Raw genomic sequence first — 16,385 nt, forward strand, 5'->3', positions numbered from 1 at the left:
GTAGATATGATTTGCACCCGCAAGATGAAGGGATGCCGCAAGGTCAATTTCTAGTCGATCACAAGCGCCAGACCGGGCACATCCGTGGGGTGGGCCTTGCCGCCGTTGAAGATCTGCACGACGTTGTGGCGGGCGGCGCGGACATGTTCGCGGGCCAGCGCCTCGGCGCGGGCGCCTTCGCGCGCCTCGATCGCCGTGACCAGCGCGTGATGCTGCGCCTGGGCGATGTTCAGCGACAGGCGGAACTCTCCGATACGGTTGCGGTCGGGCAGGAAGGCGGAGGGCGAGGCGAAGGGAAGGCTGGTGACGCGGGCGATCTCTCGGCGCAGCATGTCAGAGCCCGAAAGCCCTGCCAGCACGGCGTGATATTCGGCGTTCTGTTCCGAATAGGCATCGAAATCCACATCCTCGGGGCGGGTGCCGAAACAGGCGTCCAGCCGCGCGAGTATGGCCTTGATGCGGTCCAGCGCCTGCGGGTCGGCGCCGCGTTCGGCCGCCAGGCGCGCGGCCGTGCCTTCGAGTACGCCGCGCAGTTCGATGGCGTCCAGCACATCGGCACAGGCAAAGCTTCGCACGAGGAAGCCGCCATTGCGGGCGCGTTCCAGCAGACCTTCCTCGACCAGCCGGGACATCGCCTCGCGCACCGGCGTGCGCGAGATGCCAAGCTCTTCGGCGAGCGAGACTTCGAACAGGCGGGTGCCGCCGGGAATGGTCCCGCTGATGATGCGTGCGCGCAGATCGATGAGCGCCCGCATCGCGTGGGTCTTGGCGGGTCCGGCGGCGGTCATGGCATGTCTCCCTCCTGCGGAAATGTATAGATGGGGACGGTTTGCGCTATCATTTTTTCACCTGCGGGGGCGAAGTCGCAGAGCCCTGCGGCGGCAGAGACGCAGGTTGCGGAGCGCCGGGGCCGCTGCGCGTCAGTGGAAATCCCGGCTTGGGAACAGCCGCTTGGCCTGTTCGCGCGGGTGGCGCGCGGTGGGGCGGCGCGTGGCAGGCCGGGGGGCTTCGTCGGCGGGCGGGTTGGTGTGGCCGATATCGTCGGCCAGAGGATGGCCCAGCTGCGTCAGATGGCCGGACATATCCTCGATCCGTTGCGCGATCAGGTGGATGACGATGCCTTCGCGTTGCAGATAGCCCGAGACGCGCAAGAGCCGCCCACCCATGACCTCGCGGCGGAACCGTTCGTAAACCTTGGGCCAGACGACCACGTTGCTGACGCCGGTTTCATCCTCCAGCGTCAGGAAGATCACGCCCGACGCCGTGCCGGGCCGCTGCCGGGTGATGACCAGCCCGCAGACCGCCACCTGCCCCAAAGGGGCGGCGCCCAGATCGGCATGGGGTGTCAGGCCGGAAAGATGCGGGCGGATCAGCTCCATCGGGTGGGCGCGCAGGCTGAGCCGGGTGGCGACGTAATCCTCGACCATCTCCTCGCCCAGATGCATGGCGGGCAGCGGCACATCGGGTTCGGCGATGCCTTCGCCATCAATCGGGTCGTTGAAAAGCGGCAGGGGTTGCTGGCCACGAATGGCGCGCACCTGCCAGAGCGCATCGCGGCGCGCCAGCCCAAGGCCTGCAAAGGCATCCGCCTCTGCCAGCCGTTCCAGCACCGGGGGCGAGACACCGGCGCGCAGCCAGATGCCTTGCGGGTCGCGGTAGCCATTGCCGCGCGCCGCGACAATCCAGCCCGCGTCTTCCTCTCGGAAACCCTTGATCTGGCGGAAGCCCAGCCGCAGCGCCAGCGATCCATCGGCGCGGCGTTCCAGCGTGTTGTCCCAATCGCTGTGATTGACGCAGACGGGGCGCACCTCGATCCGGTGTTCGCGCGCATCGCGCACGATCTGGGCGGGCGCGTAGAAGCCCATCGGCTGGGAATTCAGCAGCGCGCAGGCAAATTCCGCCGGGTGGTGGCGTTTCAGCCAGGCCGACACATAGGCCAGCATGGCAAAGGCCGCCGCGTGGCTTTCGGGAAAGCCGTATTCGCCAAACCCTTCGATCTGCGAGAAACACCGTTCGGCAAATTCGATATTGTAGCCCCGGTCCAGCATCCCGCCGATGAACCGGTCGCGGAACGTGCTGATCGTGCCCATCTTGCGGAAGGTGGCAAGCGAGCGGCGCAGGCGGTCGGCCTCTTCCGGGGTGAAGCCTGCGGCGACCACGGCGATCTGCATCGCCTGTTCCTGAAAGAGCGGCACGCCCAGCGTCTTGCCCAGCACCTGCCGCAGCTCTTCGGACGGGAATTCCACCCCCTCGCGGCCCTGACGGCGGTTGATATAGGGATGCACCATGCCGCCCTGAATGGGGCCGGGGCGGACGATGGCGACCTCGATCACCAGATCGTAGAATTCGCGCGGGCGCATGCGCGGCAGAAAGTTCATCTGCGCGCGGGATTCGACCTGAAAGACACCGATGGCATCGGCGCGGCACAGCATGTCATAGGTCTGCCCGTCGCCCTGCGGCACGGTCGCGATGGAAAGCTGCTTGCCCCGGTGCTGCGCGATCAGGTCAAAGCTTTTGCGGATGCAGGTCAGCATGCCAAGGCTGAGGATATCGACCTTGAGGATGCCCAGCGTGTCGATATCGTCCTTGTCCCATTCGATGACGGTGCGGTCCTCCATCGCGGCATTCTCGATCGGGCAGAGCTCGTCCAGCCGCCCCTTGGTGATGATAAAGCCGCCGACATGCTGCGACAGGTGGCGCGGAAAGCCCACGATTTCGCCAATGAGCCGGACGGTTTGCGCAAGGCGGCGGTCCTCTGGGTCAAGGCCGATTTCGCGCAGCCGGTCCTCTTCGGTGCCCGACAGCGACCAGCCCCAGTTCTGCCCCGACAGCGCCGCGGTCACGTCCTGGCTGAGCCCCATGACCTTGCCCACCTCGCGGATCGCAGCACGGCCGCGGAAATGGATGACGGTGGCGCACAGGCCAGCGCGGTGGCGGCCATAGGTGGCATAGATGTGCTGGATCACCTCCTCGCGCCGTTCATGTTCGAAATCCACGTCGATATCCGGCGGCTCGCCCCGGTATTTCGACACGAAGCGTTCAAAGACCATGGTGATCTGTTCGGGCGTCACATCGGTGATGGCCAGCGCATAGCAGAGGATGGAATTGGCCGCCGAGCCGCGCCCCTGGCACAGGATCCCCTGCCCGCGTGCGAATTGCACGATGTCATGCACGGTCAGGAAATAGGCGGCAAAGCCCAGATCCGCGACCATGCGCAATTCCTTGCGGGCGAGTGCGGCGTAGCGGTCGGGGATACCGTGCGGGCAGCGCCGGTCCAGCCCCTGCCAGACCAGCCGTTCCAGCCGCGCCTGCGGGGTTTCGTGGGTAGAGATTTCATCGGGATATTCATAGCTCAGCTCATTCAGGCCGAAGCTGCAGCGCGCGGCGATTTCCACGCTGCGGCGGAGCGCGCCGGGATGATCGCGGAACATGCGGGCCATGTCGGCCGCGCCTTTCAGGCGACGTTCGGCATTGGGCAGGGCGCGGGTGCCGATCTGGTCGATGGTGATATGTTCGCGCATGCAGGTCAGCACATCGGCCATCTGGCGGCGGCTGGCGCGGTGCATCAGCACATCCCCCACGGCCACCATCGGGGCAGAACTGCGCTGCGCAAGGAGCGCGCAACGGTTCAGATGCTCGCGGTCGCTGCCATCATAGCGCGGGGCGGCGCCAAGGAAGACCTGCCCGGGAAAGACGCGGGCGGCGCGGCGCAGGTGATCGGCCGTTTGCGCATCCCCCGGCCCTTTCTGCGGCAGGGCGATCAGGATCATGCCCTCGCCGCCCTCCAGCAGGTCGCGCAGGTCGAGGTGGCACTGGCCCTTCTCGGCCCGCCGTTTGCCCAGCGTCAGAAGGCGGCTGAGCCGGGCATAGGCGGCGCGATCGGTGGGCAGCGCCAGCCAGTGAGCCGGGCTGTCGCGCAGCACAAGGCGGCACCCGGCAATGAGGCGCGGCAGATGCGGGGCGGATCGGGGACGGGCTTTCTGGCCTGCCGCCCCGTTGCCCGAAACGGGCATGCCGTCGCCCGCGGCAGGTGCTGCAGCCTGTTGAGAGGCCGCGTCGCAGGCCGCAGATATCGGCGCGCCTGACCGGGGCGCCAGTTCGGCGCGGGTCTCGGCGCCGGTCCCGCCGGCCCCAAGGACAGCTTCGGCGGCGTGACCTGCGTGGCCTTCCGCATCAGCATCGGCCCCGGCCTGCCCCCCCATCTTAGGCGCGATGCCGGACAGAACTGCGCGCGCCCTTGCCGCGCCTGACGCGGCAACTCCCGGCCCTTCATCCCCCGCTCCGGTCGCCTTTGGTGCCGAAACGCCCGTATCGGCATCAATGCCAGTATCGGCATCAGTATCGGGGTCGGGGTCGGGGTAAAGCGCAGTTTCAGGGCGCAGGTCGTCAAGCGCCAATCTGGCCGTCTTCTGCGCGCCGCCCTCCTCTGCCCCGCCTGTCATGAGCTGTTCCGGGCGAGCAACCGTGGCACCGGTGCCCACATCCTGACGGCTGCAGGGGTCGATCTGGCGGGCAGAGCGGATGGCGATCGCCTCGTCCACCTCGCGTTGCAATTCCTTGAGAGCGGAGAAGCCCCGCACCACGCCCGCCAGAGAGTTGCGGTCGGTGATGGCGATGGCCTCCAGCCCCAGTTCGGCGGCACGGGTGACCAGTTCCTCGGGATGGGAGGCGCCGGTCAGGAAGGTGAAGTTGGAGGTCACGCAAAGCTCTGCATAGCGTGGCGTCTCCTCGCTGGGGGGCGGGCTGCGCCTGTCCGCGGGGGGCATGACCGTCGCGGCGCGCGGCGCAGGGGTGGCAGAGGGCAGAGCTGCCGCGTCAGGCGCGGCAGGGGTCTTCCCGGCCTTGGCGGATGGCCTCGGCTTTGACGTGGGAACCGCCCCGGTGGGAGATCTGTCGCCACAGGGCGCCGATGCCGGCCCCGCATCCGGGCCGGGACCGGCATCTGCACCGGGCTTGGCTTTGGCTTTGAGCTTTGGCAGGAGGGGCTCACCGTCCGGCACGTTGCGAAGAGGGGCGGCGCCGGAAGACGCATCATCGCGAAATGGCGCTTCGGATGTCGCGCAGCCCGCCGCCGCCCCCGCCTTAGGGAGGTCGCTCATCGGGACGCCCCGGCCGTCCTTCCCCGGAGAGCGGCCCTGTCCGGGCTGGGCCCCGGCCCCGTCATGCAAATTCCCCCTGCACGAACCAGCCCGGCGCCTGTGGGGTGTGATAGAGCCAAAGACGCCGCCCCTGCCGCGTGTCCACCTTCCAGTAATCGCGCAGGCCGGAACGCCAGGCATCCTCTTGCAGCCACCATTCGGGGGCGATGCGTTCGGGGCCTGCCGCGCGTTCCGTGGTCAGTGACATGGCGCGCCAGCGGAAGCTGCGCGGCGGTTTGCGCCCTGCCCCGCCGATGGGTTCGGGCGGAAACAGCCGCAAGGGGCGCGGGCGCAGGGCAACGAAACTGCCGCCCGGATCGGACCATGCGGCGGGGGCCACGAGGAAGCTGCGCTCGGGGATATGGCTGTCGGCGGGCAGGAAGCGGTGGATGTTCTCCAGCCCGATGCGGTTGCCGATCCGGGTCATCAGATCCTCCAGCCGCCCCGCACCCTGCCCGGCCTGCGCATGGGAAAGCTGCTGCACCGGCAGATCCTCGACCTGCACGGCCTCCAGCCGCATCTGATCGATGCCGAAACCGGCCTCGACCTCTGCCACGCCACGTTCGAAGAGCGGCAGGATGCGGGCGGGGTCACGCATTGGGCTGGCCAGGCGCAATTCCACCTGCTGATGGCCCATATCGACGCGGCGCAGGGTCAGGCGCAGCAGGCGCGCGCCGGTTTCGCGCGCCTTCAGACGGGCGCAAAGCTGATCCAGAAGCCGCGCCGTGCCCGCCATCACATCGCCGGTCAGGCCAATGGGATCAGGCAGGGTCAGGCGGGTGCTGTAGACGGGCGGGTCCGGCAGGGGCGCGATCGCCTCTGGCACCTCGCCCAGCGCCTGATCCAGACGCAAGAGCGGGCCGGGGCCAAAGCGGCGCGTGACGGTCGCGCGCGGCAGGCGGTGCAGGTCGGACACGCTGCGCAGGCCCAGCCGTTCCAGCGCGATGCAGGTCTGCGGCTCCAGCCGCAGCGCGGCGATGGGCAGCGGGCCGATGCGGCGCAGCGCCTCGCCCGGCCCGGCGATGCCCTGACCGAACCGCGCCAGCGCCCATGCGCCGCCCCGCGACCCCGCCAGCCCGAGTTGCACCGTCAGGCCCGCGCGCGACAGGCGCAGGCGCATATCGTCCAGCATCTGCGCCTCGCCGCCGAACAGATGCGCCGCGCCGGTGACATCCAGCACCAGCCCGTCGCGCCCTTCCAGCCCGACCCAGGGACAATAGCGCCCGGCCCAGCGGGCCAGCGCGCGCAGGAACCCCGCATCGCCGCGCGGATCGGCGGGGCGGGTCTGAAGCCCGGGTTGCAGCGCGCGCGCGTCGGTCACCGTCATGCCCGGCGCCAGCCCCTGCCCCGCAGCCACCGCATTGGCACAATAGAGCCGGTCTGCATTGCCTTCGCTCAGCGTCAGCGCAAACGCCCCTTCGACCGGGCGCAGGCGCAGCGCGCGATCACTCGCGAACCTTGGAAACCACAATGATACGACGCGACGCGACATCCCAGCGAACCACCCAATCAACCAATGTTCCCTTTTTGTTCTTGATAAGAGACCAGCGCAGCAGAGTCGAGTCCTGCCTGTCAAAATACGGCGCGCACCGCCAGCGCGTCTCGGCCGCGTTGCTGCCCATGCCCTCGGGCACAATCAGCAGGCCGGGCGTCTTGCCCGCGGTGGCCGCCAGTTGCAGCCGGCGGCCTTCGGTCAGGCCGATGGGCTGGGAAATCTCGGCCACGACCAGCCCCAGCGCGCCGTCGCGCAGGCCTTCCTCGGCCACAGCCAGAACATCGGTCTGGGTCTTGCAACGTGCGGTCAGCAATTGGCCGGGATCCCGGAATTCGGACAGGGCCACGGGGTTCAGCCCGTCCTGGCGCCAGTCCTCGACCGCCCAGAGCACCGGCCCCTCGACAGCCGCGAAACAGGCCGCCGCAAAGCCCGCAGCACCGGGGCCGCAAACCTCGTGCGTGCGGTGGCCGCGCAGGGGAAAGACGGCCGGGAAGTCGGTTGTGATCTGATCGCTTTGCATGCTGCGCCCCATGAAACGGAAACGCCGGGGCCAATGCAAGCCTCTCTGCGCGTCACCAGCTTCGCGCCCTGTTCTTGTACCGTGCGGACAAGGGCAAGCCACTGCCGGATACAGGAAAAACCCCCCTGGACCGGGGCGTGAGGCACTGCCTAAAAATTGTGCGTCGCCCACAAAAAGCTGAATTTTTTCACGCGCCCCCTTCCATCCCGGCCACTTGTCCTGTTTGCTGGTCCCAAGGGTCAATTGGCGGGTAAGATGGCAACAGAATATTTCAACGAGATGTTCGACGGCACCACGGTGCGAGACCCGTACCGTTTTCTGGAAAACTGGCTGAAAGACATGCCGCACGAGCTGCGGCATATGAAGCAATCCGAAGCGGAGGCGCTGTTCAGGCGCATCGGGATCACCTTCGCGGTCTATGGCGAGGCGGCGGATACCGACCGGCTGATTCCCTTCGACATGTTCCCGCGCGTCTTTACGGCCGACGAGTGGCGCAAGCTGGAACGCGGGATCAAGCAGCGGGCACGCGCGCTCAACGCCTTTCTGGCCGATGTCTATGACCGCGGAGAGATCATACGGGCCGGTCGCATCCCGGCCGAGCTGGTCTATCGCAACGAGGCCTACGAGCTTGCCGTGACCGGGTTCCGCCCGCCGCTGGGCGTCTACAGCCATATCGTGGGCATTGATCTGGTCCGCACCGGGCCGGACCAGTTCTTCGTGCTGGAAGACAATTGCCGGACGCCTTCGGGTGTCAGCTATATGCTGGAAAACCGCGAGATCATGATGCGCATGTTCCCCCAGCTTTTCCAGGAGAACCGAATCGCCCCGGTGGATGGCTATGCGCGGCTGCTGCGGCGCACGCTGACCGATGTGGCCCCCGCGAAATGCGACAGCGACCCGACGGCGGTGATCCTGACGCCGGGCCGGTTCAACAGCGCCTATTACGAACACAGCTTCCTTGCCGACCTGATGGGCGTGGATCTGGTGGAAGGTCAGGACCTGTTCGTGGATGGCGATTACTGCTGGATGCGCACCACCGAGGGCCCGCGCCGGGTGGATGTGATCTATCGCCGGATCGACGATGCCTTCATCGACCCGCTATGCTTCCGCCCGGATTCGATGCTGGGCGTACCGGGGCTGATGAATGTCTACCGCTCTGGCGGGGTGACGATCTGTTCCGCGCCGGGTGCCGGCGTTGCCGATGACAAGGCGATCTATATCCACGTCCCCGAGATGATCCGCTTTTACCTGGGCGAAGAGCCCATCCTGCAAAACGTGCCGACCTGGCAATGCGCCAAGCGGGACGAGTGCAAATACGTGCTGGAGCACCTGTCGGAGCTGGTGGTCAAGGAAGTCCACGGATCGGGCGGCTACGGGATGCTGGTCGGCCCCAAGGCCAGCAAGGGCGATATCGAGGCTTTTGCCTCCAAGATCCGTGAAAATCCTGCCAATTACATCGCCCAGCCGACGCTGGCGCTGTCCACGACCCCCACATTCGTGGAGGAAGGCGTGGCCCCGCGCCATGTCGACCTGCGCCCCTATTGCCTTGTCGGCAAGGACGTCAACCTGGTGCCGGGCGGGCTGACCCGCGTGGCCCTGACCGAAGGCTCCCTGGTGGTGAACTCGTCGCAGGGCGGCGGGGTGAAAGACACCTGGGTACTCGCGGAGTGATGCCATGCTGAGCCGGACCGCCGCAAACCTCTACTGGATCGCCCGCTACATGGAGCGCGCCGAGATGACCGCGCGCATGCTTGAAGTGGGCAGCCGCAACGCGCTGTTGCCCAATATCGGTGACGGGTATCGCAACGAATGGTCTGCGATCCTTGAAACCTGCGGGGCCACCGAACGCTTTACCGAGAAATTCGGAGAGCCGGTGCAGCACAATATCGAGACGTTCCTGTTCTTCGACCTTGGCAACCCGTCCTCGATCGCGTCGTGCATTTCGATCGCGCGGGAAAATGCGCGCGTGGTGCGGACCGCGCTGACATCGCTGGTCTGGGATGTGCTGAACTCTGCCTTTCAGGAGCTCAACCAGATGCGCCGGACAGAGCGGTCGAAACTGCCCCTGTCGGACCTGATCGACTGGACGGTGAAAACCTGCGCGCTGGTGCGCGGTGCTATCGAGAGCACACAGCTGCGCAATGACGGGTTCTATTTCACCCAGCTTGGATATGCGGTGGAACGGGCTGACAACACAGCGCGCCTGCTGGACGTGAAATATTACGTGCTGCTGCCCGGCACCTCTTATATCGGGTCGGGGCTGGACACCTATCAATGGACAACGCTGCTGCGGGCGCTGTCGGCCTCGCGCGCCTTCAACTGGACCTACAAGGGCGAGCTGAACGCGCAGAAAGTGGCCCATTTCGTCATCCTTAACCAGCAATCGCCGCGATCGCTGCTCTCCTGCGCGAGGCTGGCGTCGGATCATCTGGACCACCTGTCGCGCGGCTACGGGACATGCAGCACGTCCCAGACCTGCGCCCGCTCTTTGGTGGCAGAGCTTGCAGAGGCAGGCGTGCAGGACATCTTTGACGAGGGGCTGCACGAATTCCTGACCCGTTTCATCCTGGAGATCGGCAAGCTCGACATGTCGATCACCGACAATTACCTGCGGGGTGAGTTCTGATGCATCTGCATGTCACGCATATCACCCGCTACCGGTTCGAAAAGCCGCTGTCCCGCGTCACGCAGAGCCACCGGCTGACACCGGCCAGTTTTGACGGGCAGACCGTGCAAACCTGGCTGATCGAGGCCGAGGGCGCCACGCGCGGGGCCTGTTTCCGCGACGGCGCGGGCGACGAGATCCAGACCCTGGCCTTCAAGGGGCCGGTGTCATCCATTGATGTGATCGTGACCGGCGAGGTCATCACCACTGACACGTCCGGCGTGTTGCGCGGCCATGCCGAAACCGCCAACCCGTTGACTTACCTGCGCGAAACGCCGCTGACCCTGCCGGATGAAAACATCCGCAAGCTGGCCGAGGCCGCGCTGGACGCGGTTCCTGAAAGCGATCTTCTGGCGCGCGCGCATGCGCTGGCCACGGCCGTGGCCAAGGCCATCACCTACGCCCCCGGAGAGACAGAGGCCCATACGACCGGGGCAGAGGCGCTCAAACAGGGCAAGGGCGTGTGCCAGGATCATGCCCATGTGCTGATCTCTGCCGCGCGGCTTTTCGACCTGCCCGCGCGTTACGTGTCGGGCTATCTTTTCGCCGGCGAAGAGGATGGCCCGGTCGAGGCATCGCATGGCTGGGCAGAGATTTTCGTGGCTGGGCTGGGCTGGGTCGGGTTCGACGCGGCAAATGCCTGCTGCCCCGACGACCGCTATATCCGGCTGGGATCGGGGTTGGAGGCATCGGATGCCGCACCGATCCGCGGCATCGTCGGCGGGCAATCCTGCGAGGGTCTGGAAGTGTCGGTGATGATACGGCCGGCAAAGCCGATGCAGCAGGGCCAGCAGCAGTAACGTTTGGGCAATCGAAGCTGACAGGTCCAAAGGGGCATTGCCGCCCCGGGTCGAAGCGCCTATCTTGCGTCGGCACGAAACAAGGTAACCTGTTATGACGTATTGCGTGGGACTTCTTCTTGATGCAGGCATCGTCCTGTTGTCCGACACCCGCACAAATGCCGGGCTGGACAACATTTCGACCTATCGAAAGATGTTCACCTTCGAAGAACCGGGCGAGCGGGTTATCGCGATTCTGACGGCGGGCAGCCTGTCGGTCACGCAGACCGTTCTGGCGCGTCTGACCGAAGCCGCAGAAGACCCGGATGCGTCCGAGACGACCTCTATCCTGAAGGCGCCGTCGATGTTGCGGGTGGCGCAGATGATCGGGTCAACCCTGTCTGACGTGACCGCGGAAATCTCGGGCCGGATGAACCGGATGAGCCAGAGCGCCAGTGCCTCGCTGATCGTGGCGGGCCAGCGCAAGGGCGGACCGATGCGGCTGTTCCTGATCTACAAGGAAGGCAATTTCATCGAGGCTACGCGCGACACGCCCTATCTGCAAATCGGCGAGCATAAATACGGCAAGCCGATTCTCGACCGGGTGGTGACGCCGGAAACCTCGCTGATGGATGCGCAGAAGGCCGTGCTGCTGTCGATGGATTCGACCCTGCGGTCGAACCTGAGCGTCGGCATGCCGCTGGATCTGTGCGTGATCGAATGTGATGGCCTCAAGGTCTCGCAGCGGCGCCGGATCGAGCCTGAAGACCCGCAATTCTCCAAGATGAGCAAGGCTTGGTCAGAGGCGCTGCGCCGCGCCTATACCGAGATCGAGATCTAGGGCGCGCCGCGAATTCCCCACCAGACCGGCGCGCAAGCCTTTGAAATCGCGCCCAGATTAGAGAAATCGCATGTATCTGTGGCAACCGGCCCGGAGATATGCAAAAGTGCCTCCGGTTAGTAGGAGGTAATCATGAGTTTATTGCAAGCACTGGCGGAAGCCGTGGTAAATGTATCGGCATCGAAGGGCGGCGCAAGAGCGGCGCAGCCAGGCCGGACCGGCGGTGGCGGCCTTTTCGGCCAGCAATCCGGCCAGCAATCCGGCCAGAGTGGCGGCGGCATCGAGGATATGCTGGGCTCCCTTCTGGGCGGACAGGCACAGCAATCCGGCGGAGCGGCGCAAGGCGGTCTGGGTGGTCTGCTGGAGCAACTGGCCGGCGGTCAGGGCGGATCTTCGGGTGGGCTTGACGATATCATCGGACAATTGACCTCTGGCGGGAACGGCCAAAGCGGCGGGCTTGGTGGCCTTGTCGGGGCGCTGACCAGCGCGTTGGGACAGGGGGGCGCGAGTGCCTCTGCCGGCGGCGATTCCTTTGGGAACATGCTGAACCAGACGATTTCCAACCGGGGCAAGGCGGTGGCACCGCCCCAGCCCACGCCCGAGCAGGACGCAGCGGCCGGGCTGATGCTGCGGGCGATGATCCAGGCGGCGAAATCGGACGGGAAATTCGACCAGTCGGAACAGCAAAAGCTGCTGGGCCGGCTTGGCGATGTCAGCGCGATGGAACGGCAGTTCGTGAATGACGAGCTGGCCAAACCAGTTGACGTGGCGGGGCTGGCCCGTGACATCCCGCGCGGGCTGGAACATCAGGTCTACGCGATGTCGGTTCTGGGCATCGACCTCGACAACAAGAACGAAGCGCAATACCTGCACCAGCTGGCGCAGGCCGTGGGCCTTGACCAGAACACGGTCAATCAGGTGCATGCGCAGCTGGGCGCGCCCGCGCTTTACGGCTGAGCCCAACCGGCCGCGTACCGGAAATTCACACAGTATGAAGCCGGGGAACAGGGGCACCTTTCCCCGGCTTTTGCATGATGCGCCGGGGGTGATCCGGTGACCTGCCCTACAGCTCCCACCCGAGGGTGCGGAACCGCGCGATCAGCTTGTCCACGTGATCTTCGTCTTCGATGTCGATCGCGTTCATCTTCCAGAACCAGTAAAGATATTTCGCGAAATCCGGCCTCATCTGCGCGGCTTTGTCAAAGGCCCCGGCGACACCCAGATCGGGGACGCTGGCGCAGATGTGGTGGAAATCCACGCCCGCGAACAGAACCGCAGGCTTGCCGAAAAACATCGCGTGGAAGGCGGCGCTGGAATTCTCTGTCACGACCAGATCGCAGGTGGTCAGCGCGCATGTCATCGCCAGCGGCTCTATCCGGAACCTGTCATGGCGCCGCTCAAGCTCTGCCAGTGCGGCGCTTTCTTCGTCGCTGTAGCTTTCGGTCGGGTGCAGGGTGGCCACGATGGGCCGGTCGGTATGGGCCAGCGTCTGCTCTATCATCTCGACCGGCGAGGCGGACTGGAAGGAGCGTTGCGTCAGCAGCTTGCCCTGAAGCGGCATATAGATGAAGCCCTGCCGCGTCGCCTGCCCTGCCCCGGCGCCGTAGAGCCTGTGCTGCCAGCTGTCAAAAAAGCGCGCAGCCGGTTTCGCATCTATCGCCTCCGGCACGAATTCCGCGCGTGCGGTTTCCCAAAGCCACCTTTCCGCGATGCGTTCGATCCGCCAGAAATGGCCTGCGTAAAGGCGGCGATAGACCAGCCCGTTCTGCCCGATCGGCGCGGCCATGTGGACAAGGCTCATCTGGGTGGAATCGGCGGCCTGCCGGTGGCGCGGGGCGTTTCGCGACAGGACGATATCGCGCCCCGTGCGTCGCCCGACCTCGCGCATCGCGTTGCAGATTTCGTGGCTGCCGTCCCGTGCCCGTTTCAGGCTGTCGCTGGTCAGATACAGACGGATGCCCGGTTTGGCCCGCGCAGCCTCGCCCGGTGCGGCGGAGCTATAGGCGTTCTGCGCGATGGGCCGCAGCCGGGCCAGCGTGCGCTGCTTTGCATCGGTGCGGTCCTTTTGCTTTTGCGGCACATGGACGAGCGTCGCCAGAATGCGTGCAAAAAGCAGGAAGGCCACCCCCGGATCATCGGGCCCGACAAGGCGGTAGCCGTCGAAAAACGCAGCCATCGCGTCGTCCGGGATCACCTGCCCCGGCCGCAGATCCGTTTCCCCCCGCAGGATCGACGTGTAATCCAGCAGGATCTTGGCGATGTCGTACCCCACCGGCGCGTGCTGATCCTTGGAGATGTCGATCCCCGCCATGCGCTGGCCGTCGAAGATCAGGTTGCGCATGTGAAAGTCACCGTGCTGAGCAGCCGTGACAGTCTTTTGCCCCGCCACTTCCGGCGCCATCGACACGATCTTGTCGATGCCTTGCAGGAAAAGCGGCTTGGCCGCGACACGCAGCTCTCCGGCCAGAATCCGTTCGCGCAGGCCGGTGTAGTAGGCGACCGTATGGGCGGGCTGAAACGCTATCTCCTGCGGCGCCCCGGCGCGGTGATAGGCGTCAAGCCAGCGCCCGGCAAGCACCAGCAGGCGCAGCTGCTCTACCCTGTCGAAACAGGCGTCGCGCATATATTCCGAAAGCGGTCGGCCCCTCATATATGTCATCAGGCTGGCCTGATGATCGGCGTCGAGGTAGACGGGCCGCGGCAGGGTCAGCTCCGCCGAATGGGGGAACGCCTCATGCGCCTTGGCCTGCATGTGATAATCCGCGGCAAAGCCTTCGGCAGCGACGGGGCGCAGCTGGAACTTGTAGGTCAGCGCATCGTGGTCGGGATGTGCCACGCGGTGACTGATACGCGCGATCTCGGCGTCTTCGCGTTTTGACAGGCGGGTGAAGGACCACCCGTCGCGGGGCAGACCGGCGCGGCCCGAGACATCCTTCCACGCGTCCAGCGCAGCGGCTTCCAGCTCGGAAAGCTGGTCCAATGACTTCATGAAGTTCCGTCCCCCCCGTCGCGTCGCATACAATGTGCAGAATATGTCTGGCTTACGCAAGTTTGACGCGACGGGCCCCAAGGTCAGGGGGCGCGGCGGGTTTTGCCCTTGATCCCGGCCTGTCCGCCCTACACTCTTGCCCATGACAGCAGGAGGATGCAGATGCGCAAGATCCAGAGCCAGGGGGTCCATCACATCACCCTTGTGGGTGCCGACCGGCAGACCTCGATCGATTTCTGGGAGGGGCTGCTTGGCATGCCCTTTGTCTTTGACCAGCCCAATCTGGACGACCCCGAAGAGGGGCATATCTATTTCGATCCCGGTGACGGGCGGCTGATCACCGTTTTCACCAACGAGAACCGCACACCCGATATCCGCCGCACCCCGACAGAGCCGGGCTGCGTGCATCATCTGGCTTTCTCGATCAGTCAGGCGAGTTTCTGGCAGGTGGTCGAACGGCTGGACGAGCGCGGGATAAAACATTCCGGCCCCAAGGATCGCGGTTTCATGGATTCGATCTATTTCAAGGACCCGATGGGCCTGCTGATCGAGCTTGCCTCCTACCGGTTCGAGCCGCCCGAAGGCTGCCGCCATGCCGACGTGATGATCGAGGCGCACCGCATCCGTATGGGTCGCGGTGATCACCATATCGACCGCATCCACATCGCCGACGCCATCGAGGCGCTGACCACGCAGAGGCACCAATCCCTGTCCGAAGACCGCTCTCCCAGGAACCCGTATTGAGGGCGCGGTCGGCGCATTGCCCGCCCGTATCCTGATCGTTTTGCCCGCGATGCGGGCCGAATGCGACGGCCTATGCCGGTGTCGCAAACGGCCTTTTTCTGCAAATTGTCGAGGCTCTGGCATGGGTTGCGCACCGCCATGCCCTTTTTCCCAGCCGTGTTCGAGGGCAGCCGGACCTGATCAAAAGAACGGCCGGCGCGCGGGTTCGCAGCCCTAAAACGAGCCTGCAGTGTTGACATTTGCCCCTAATGACGCCCGGATGACGGGGTTGGGTAGCTGGCAAGCCTCCCTGCAGAAACAGGAAAAGACGATCGATCCTCAAAGAAGGTCGGCGAAACTTGAAAAACGAAACGCAACAGACAACAGGGATAAACCTATGAATCTGAAAACTCTCGCAACGACGCTCGTGGTGTCAGCACTTAGCGTCACCGCCGCTTCGGCCGATATTCTGGACACGATCAAGGAACGCGGAAAGCTGATCGTCGGCACAAAGGCCGACTACAAGCCTTATGGGTTTCTGGACACAGACGGCAACATCATCGGGATTGAACCTGATCTTGCGAAAGACGTGGCCGACAAGCTGGGCGTGGAGGTTGAATTCGTGCCGGTTGTCAGTTCCAACCGGATGCAGTTTCTGGAGCAGGGCAAGATCGACCTGATGATCGCCACGATGACGGACAAGCCGGATCGTCGCGAAATCGTCCTGATCCCGGACCCCAATTACTACTCGTCTGGCACGAATGTCCTGGCGCTGAAAAGCCTTGGCCTGAAAGAATGGGAAGACCTGCGCGGCAAGCCGGTCTGCGGCATTCAGGGCGCGTTCTACAACAAGGCGACCTCGCAGACTTACGGCGCCGAGATTGTCGCGTTCAAGGGCACGGCAGAGGCCTATTCAGCGTTGCAGGGCGGCAATTGCGCGGCGTTCGTCTATGATGACAGCGCCATTGTCGCCAAGGCGGCAGAGCCGGAATGGGCTGACTATGAAATGCCGCTTCAGACCATCGATGACGCGCCTTGGGGACTGGCTGTTGCCTTGGGCGAGGACAATTTCGCCGAGCTGATGAGCGAGATGATTATCGACTGGCACAAATCCGGCCGCATCCTTGAGCTTGAGACCAAATGGGGCGTCACCAACACCCCGTTCGCACAAGCCATGCACGAAAAATACAAATAAAAACAGGACCGGGCGGGCCCCCGAGGGTCCGCCACTCCGT

At 65.1% G+C, this 16,385-nt stretch carries 12 protein-coding genes; 7 read left to right on the forward strand and 5 right to left on the reverse strand.

What is annotated here, in order from left to right; translation table 11 throughout:
• Nucleotides 1-50: 50 nt before the first annotated feature.
• The 4 genes from EDD52_RS01710 to EDD52_RS01725 form a co-directional block, all read right to left on the reverse strand.
• Nucleotides 51-788, reverse strand: coding sequence for a GntR family transcriptional regulator (locus tag EDD52_RS01710; protein ID WP_132241296.1), 738 nt, complete (start codon nucleotides 786-788; stop codon nucleotides 51-53).
• A gap of 132 nt (nucleotides 789-920) precedes the next feature.
• Entirely contained in the window at nucleotides 921-4,766 is a 3,846-nt protein-coding gene (locus EDD52_RS01715; protein WP_207905963.1) for an error-prone DNA polymerase, read from the reverse strand.
• Nucleotides 4,767-5,160: 394 nt separating this feature from the next.
• Nucleotides 5,161-6,630, reverse strand: coding sequence for a Y-family DNA polymerase (locus tag EDD52_RS01720; RefSeq protein ID WP_132241298.1), 1,470 nt, complete (start codon nucleotides 6,628-6,630; stop codon nucleotides 5,161-5,163).
• Complete coding sequence (locus tag EDD52_RS01725) at nucleotides 6,584-7,153, reverse strand: ImuA family protein (protein ID WP_132241299.1); 570 nt, start codon at nucleotides 7,151-7,153, stop codon at nucleotides 6,584-6,586. Before EDD52_RS01725 ends, EDD52_RS01720 begins: the two co-directional genes overlap by 47 nt.
• 255 nt (nucleotides 7,154-7,408) lie before the next feature.
• Between EDD52_RS01725 and EDD52_RS01730 the strand changes: the two genes are divergently transcribed.
• The 5 genes from EDD52_RS01730 to EDD52_RS01750 all read left to right on the forward strand — a co-directional run bounded on the left by EDD52_RS01730 (nucleotide 7,409) and on the right by EDD52_RS01750 (nucleotide 12,395).
• Nucleotides 7,409-8,824, forward strand: coding sequence for a circularly permuted type 2 ATP-grasp protein (locus tag EDD52_RS01730; protein WP_132241300.1), 1,416 nt, complete (start codon nucleotides 7,409-7,411; stop codon nucleotides 8,822-8,824).
• 4 nt (nucleotides 8,825-8,828) lie between these two features.
• Nucleotides 8,829-9,779: an alpha-E domain-containing protein gene (locus tag EDD52_RS01735; protein WP_132241301.1), complete on the forward strand. Its 951-nt coding sequence runs from the start codon at nucleotides 8,829-8,831 to the stop codon at nucleotides 9,777-9,779.
• Nucleotides 9,779-10,618: a transglutaminase family protein gene (locus tag EDD52_RS01740; protein ID WP_132241302.1), complete on the forward strand. Its 840-nt coding sequence runs from the start codon at nucleotides 9,779-9,781 to the stop codon at nucleotides 10,616-10,618. The genes EDD52_RS01735 and EDD52_RS01740 overlap by 1 nt, the downstream gene beginning before the upstream one ends.
• Nucleotides 10,619-10,712: 94 nt before the next feature.
• Nucleotides 10,713-11,438 carry a proteasome-type protease gene (locus EDD52_RS01745; protein ID WP_132241303.1) on the forward strand — a complete coding sequence of 242 codons (726 nt, stop codon included), beginning with the start codon at nucleotides 10,713-10,715 and terminating at the stop codon, nucleotides 11,436-11,438.
• Between the two features lie 132 nt (nucleotides 11,439-11,570).
• A complete protein-coding gene (locus EDD52_RS01750) occupies nucleotides 11,571-12,395 on the forward strand; it encodes a DUF533 domain-containing protein (protein ID WP_132241304.1) in 825 nt (274 codons plus the stop codon).
• 106 nt (nucleotides 12,396-12,501) lie between these two features.
• Here EDD52_RS01750 and EDD52_RS01755 read toward each other — a convergent pair whose 3' ends face one another.
• On the reverse strand, nucleotides 12,502-14,427 hold the full coding sequence (locus EDD52_RS01755; protein WP_165907436.1) for a phosphotransferase: 1,926 nt from the start codon (nucleotides 14,425-14,427) through the stop codon (nucleotides 12,502-12,504).
• Nucleotides 14,428-14,589: 162 nt separating this feature from the next.
• On the opposite strand from EDD52_RS01755, the gene EDD52_RS01760 reads away from it, so the two are divergent.
• Together EDD52_RS01760 and EDD52_RS01765 are read left to right on the forward strand one after the other, a co-directional pair.
• Nucleotides 14,590-15,171 (forward strand): VOC family protein, encoded by a 582-nt coding sequence (locus EDD52_RS01760; protein ID WP_132241306.1) that lies wholly within the window; start codon nucleotides 14,590-14,592, stop codon nucleotides 15,169-15,171.
• A gap of 376 nt (nucleotides 15,172-15,547) precedes the next feature.
• On the forward strand, nucleotides 15,548-16,345 hold the full coding sequence (locus EDD52_RS01765; protein WP_132241307.1) for a transporter substrate-binding domain-containing protein: 798 nt from the start codon (nucleotides 15,548-15,550) through the stop codon (nucleotides 16,343-16,345).
• Nucleotides 16,346-16,385 lie beyond the last annotated feature (40 nt).

It is taken from the genome of Primorskyibacter sedentarius, assembly GCF_004342065.1.
Taxonomy (GTDB): Bacteria; Pseudomonadota; Alphaproteobacteria; order Rhodobacterales; family Rhodobacteraceae; genus Primorskyibacter; species Primorskyibacter sedentarius.

Excerpts from the sequence above, each read along its gene's own strand:
- EDD52_RS01710 (WP_132241296.1), bottom strand. The coding sequence starts at position 788 with ATGACCGCCGCCGGACCCGCCAAGACCCACGCGATGCGGGCGCTCATC.
- EDD52_RS01715 (WP_207905963.1), bottom strand. The coding sequence starts at position 4,766 with ATGCCCCCCGCGGACAGGCGCAGCCCGCCCCCCAGCGAGGAGACGCCA.
- EDD52_RS01720 (WP_132241298.1), bottom strand. The coding sequence starts at position 6,630 with ATGTCGCGTCGCGTCGTATCATTGTGGTTTCCAAGGTTCGCGAGTGAT.
- EDD52_RS01725 (WP_132241299.1), bottom strand. The coding sequence starts at position 7,153 with ATGCAAAGCGATCAGATCACAACCGACTTCCCGGCCGTCTTTCCCCTG.
- EDD52_RS01730 (WP_132241300.1), top strand. The coding sequence starts at position 7,409 with ATGGCAACAGAATATTTCAACGAGATGTTCGACGGCACCACGGTGCGA.
- EDD52_RS01735 (WP_132241301.1), top strand. The coding sequence starts at position 8,829 with ATGCTGAGCCGGACCGCCGCAAACCTCTACTGGATCGCCCGCTACATG.
- EDD52_RS01740 (WP_132241302.1), top strand. The coding sequence starts at position 9,779 with ATGCATCTGCATGTCACGCATATCACCCGCTACCGGTTCGAAAAGCCG.
- EDD52_RS01745 (WP_132241303.1), top strand. The coding sequence starts at position 10,713 with ATGACGTATTGCGTGGGACTTCTTCTTGATGCAGGCATCGTCCTGTTG.
- EDD52_RS01750 (WP_132241304.1), top strand. The coding sequence starts at position 11,571 with ATGAGTTTATTGCAAGCACTGGCGGAAGCCGTGGTAAATGTATCGGCA.
- EDD52_RS01755 (WP_165907436.1), bottom strand. The coding sequence starts at position 14,427 with ATGAAGTCATTGGACCAGCTTTCCGAGCTGGAAGCCGCTGCGCTGGAC.
- EDD52_RS01760 (WP_132241306.1), top strand. The coding sequence starts at position 14,590 with ATGCGCAAGATCCAGAGCCAGGGGGTCCATCACATCACCCTTGTGGGT.
- EDD52_RS01765 (WP_132241307.1), top strand. The coding sequence starts at position 15,548 with ATGAATCTGAAAACTCTCGCAACGACGCTCGTGGTGTCAGCACTTAGC.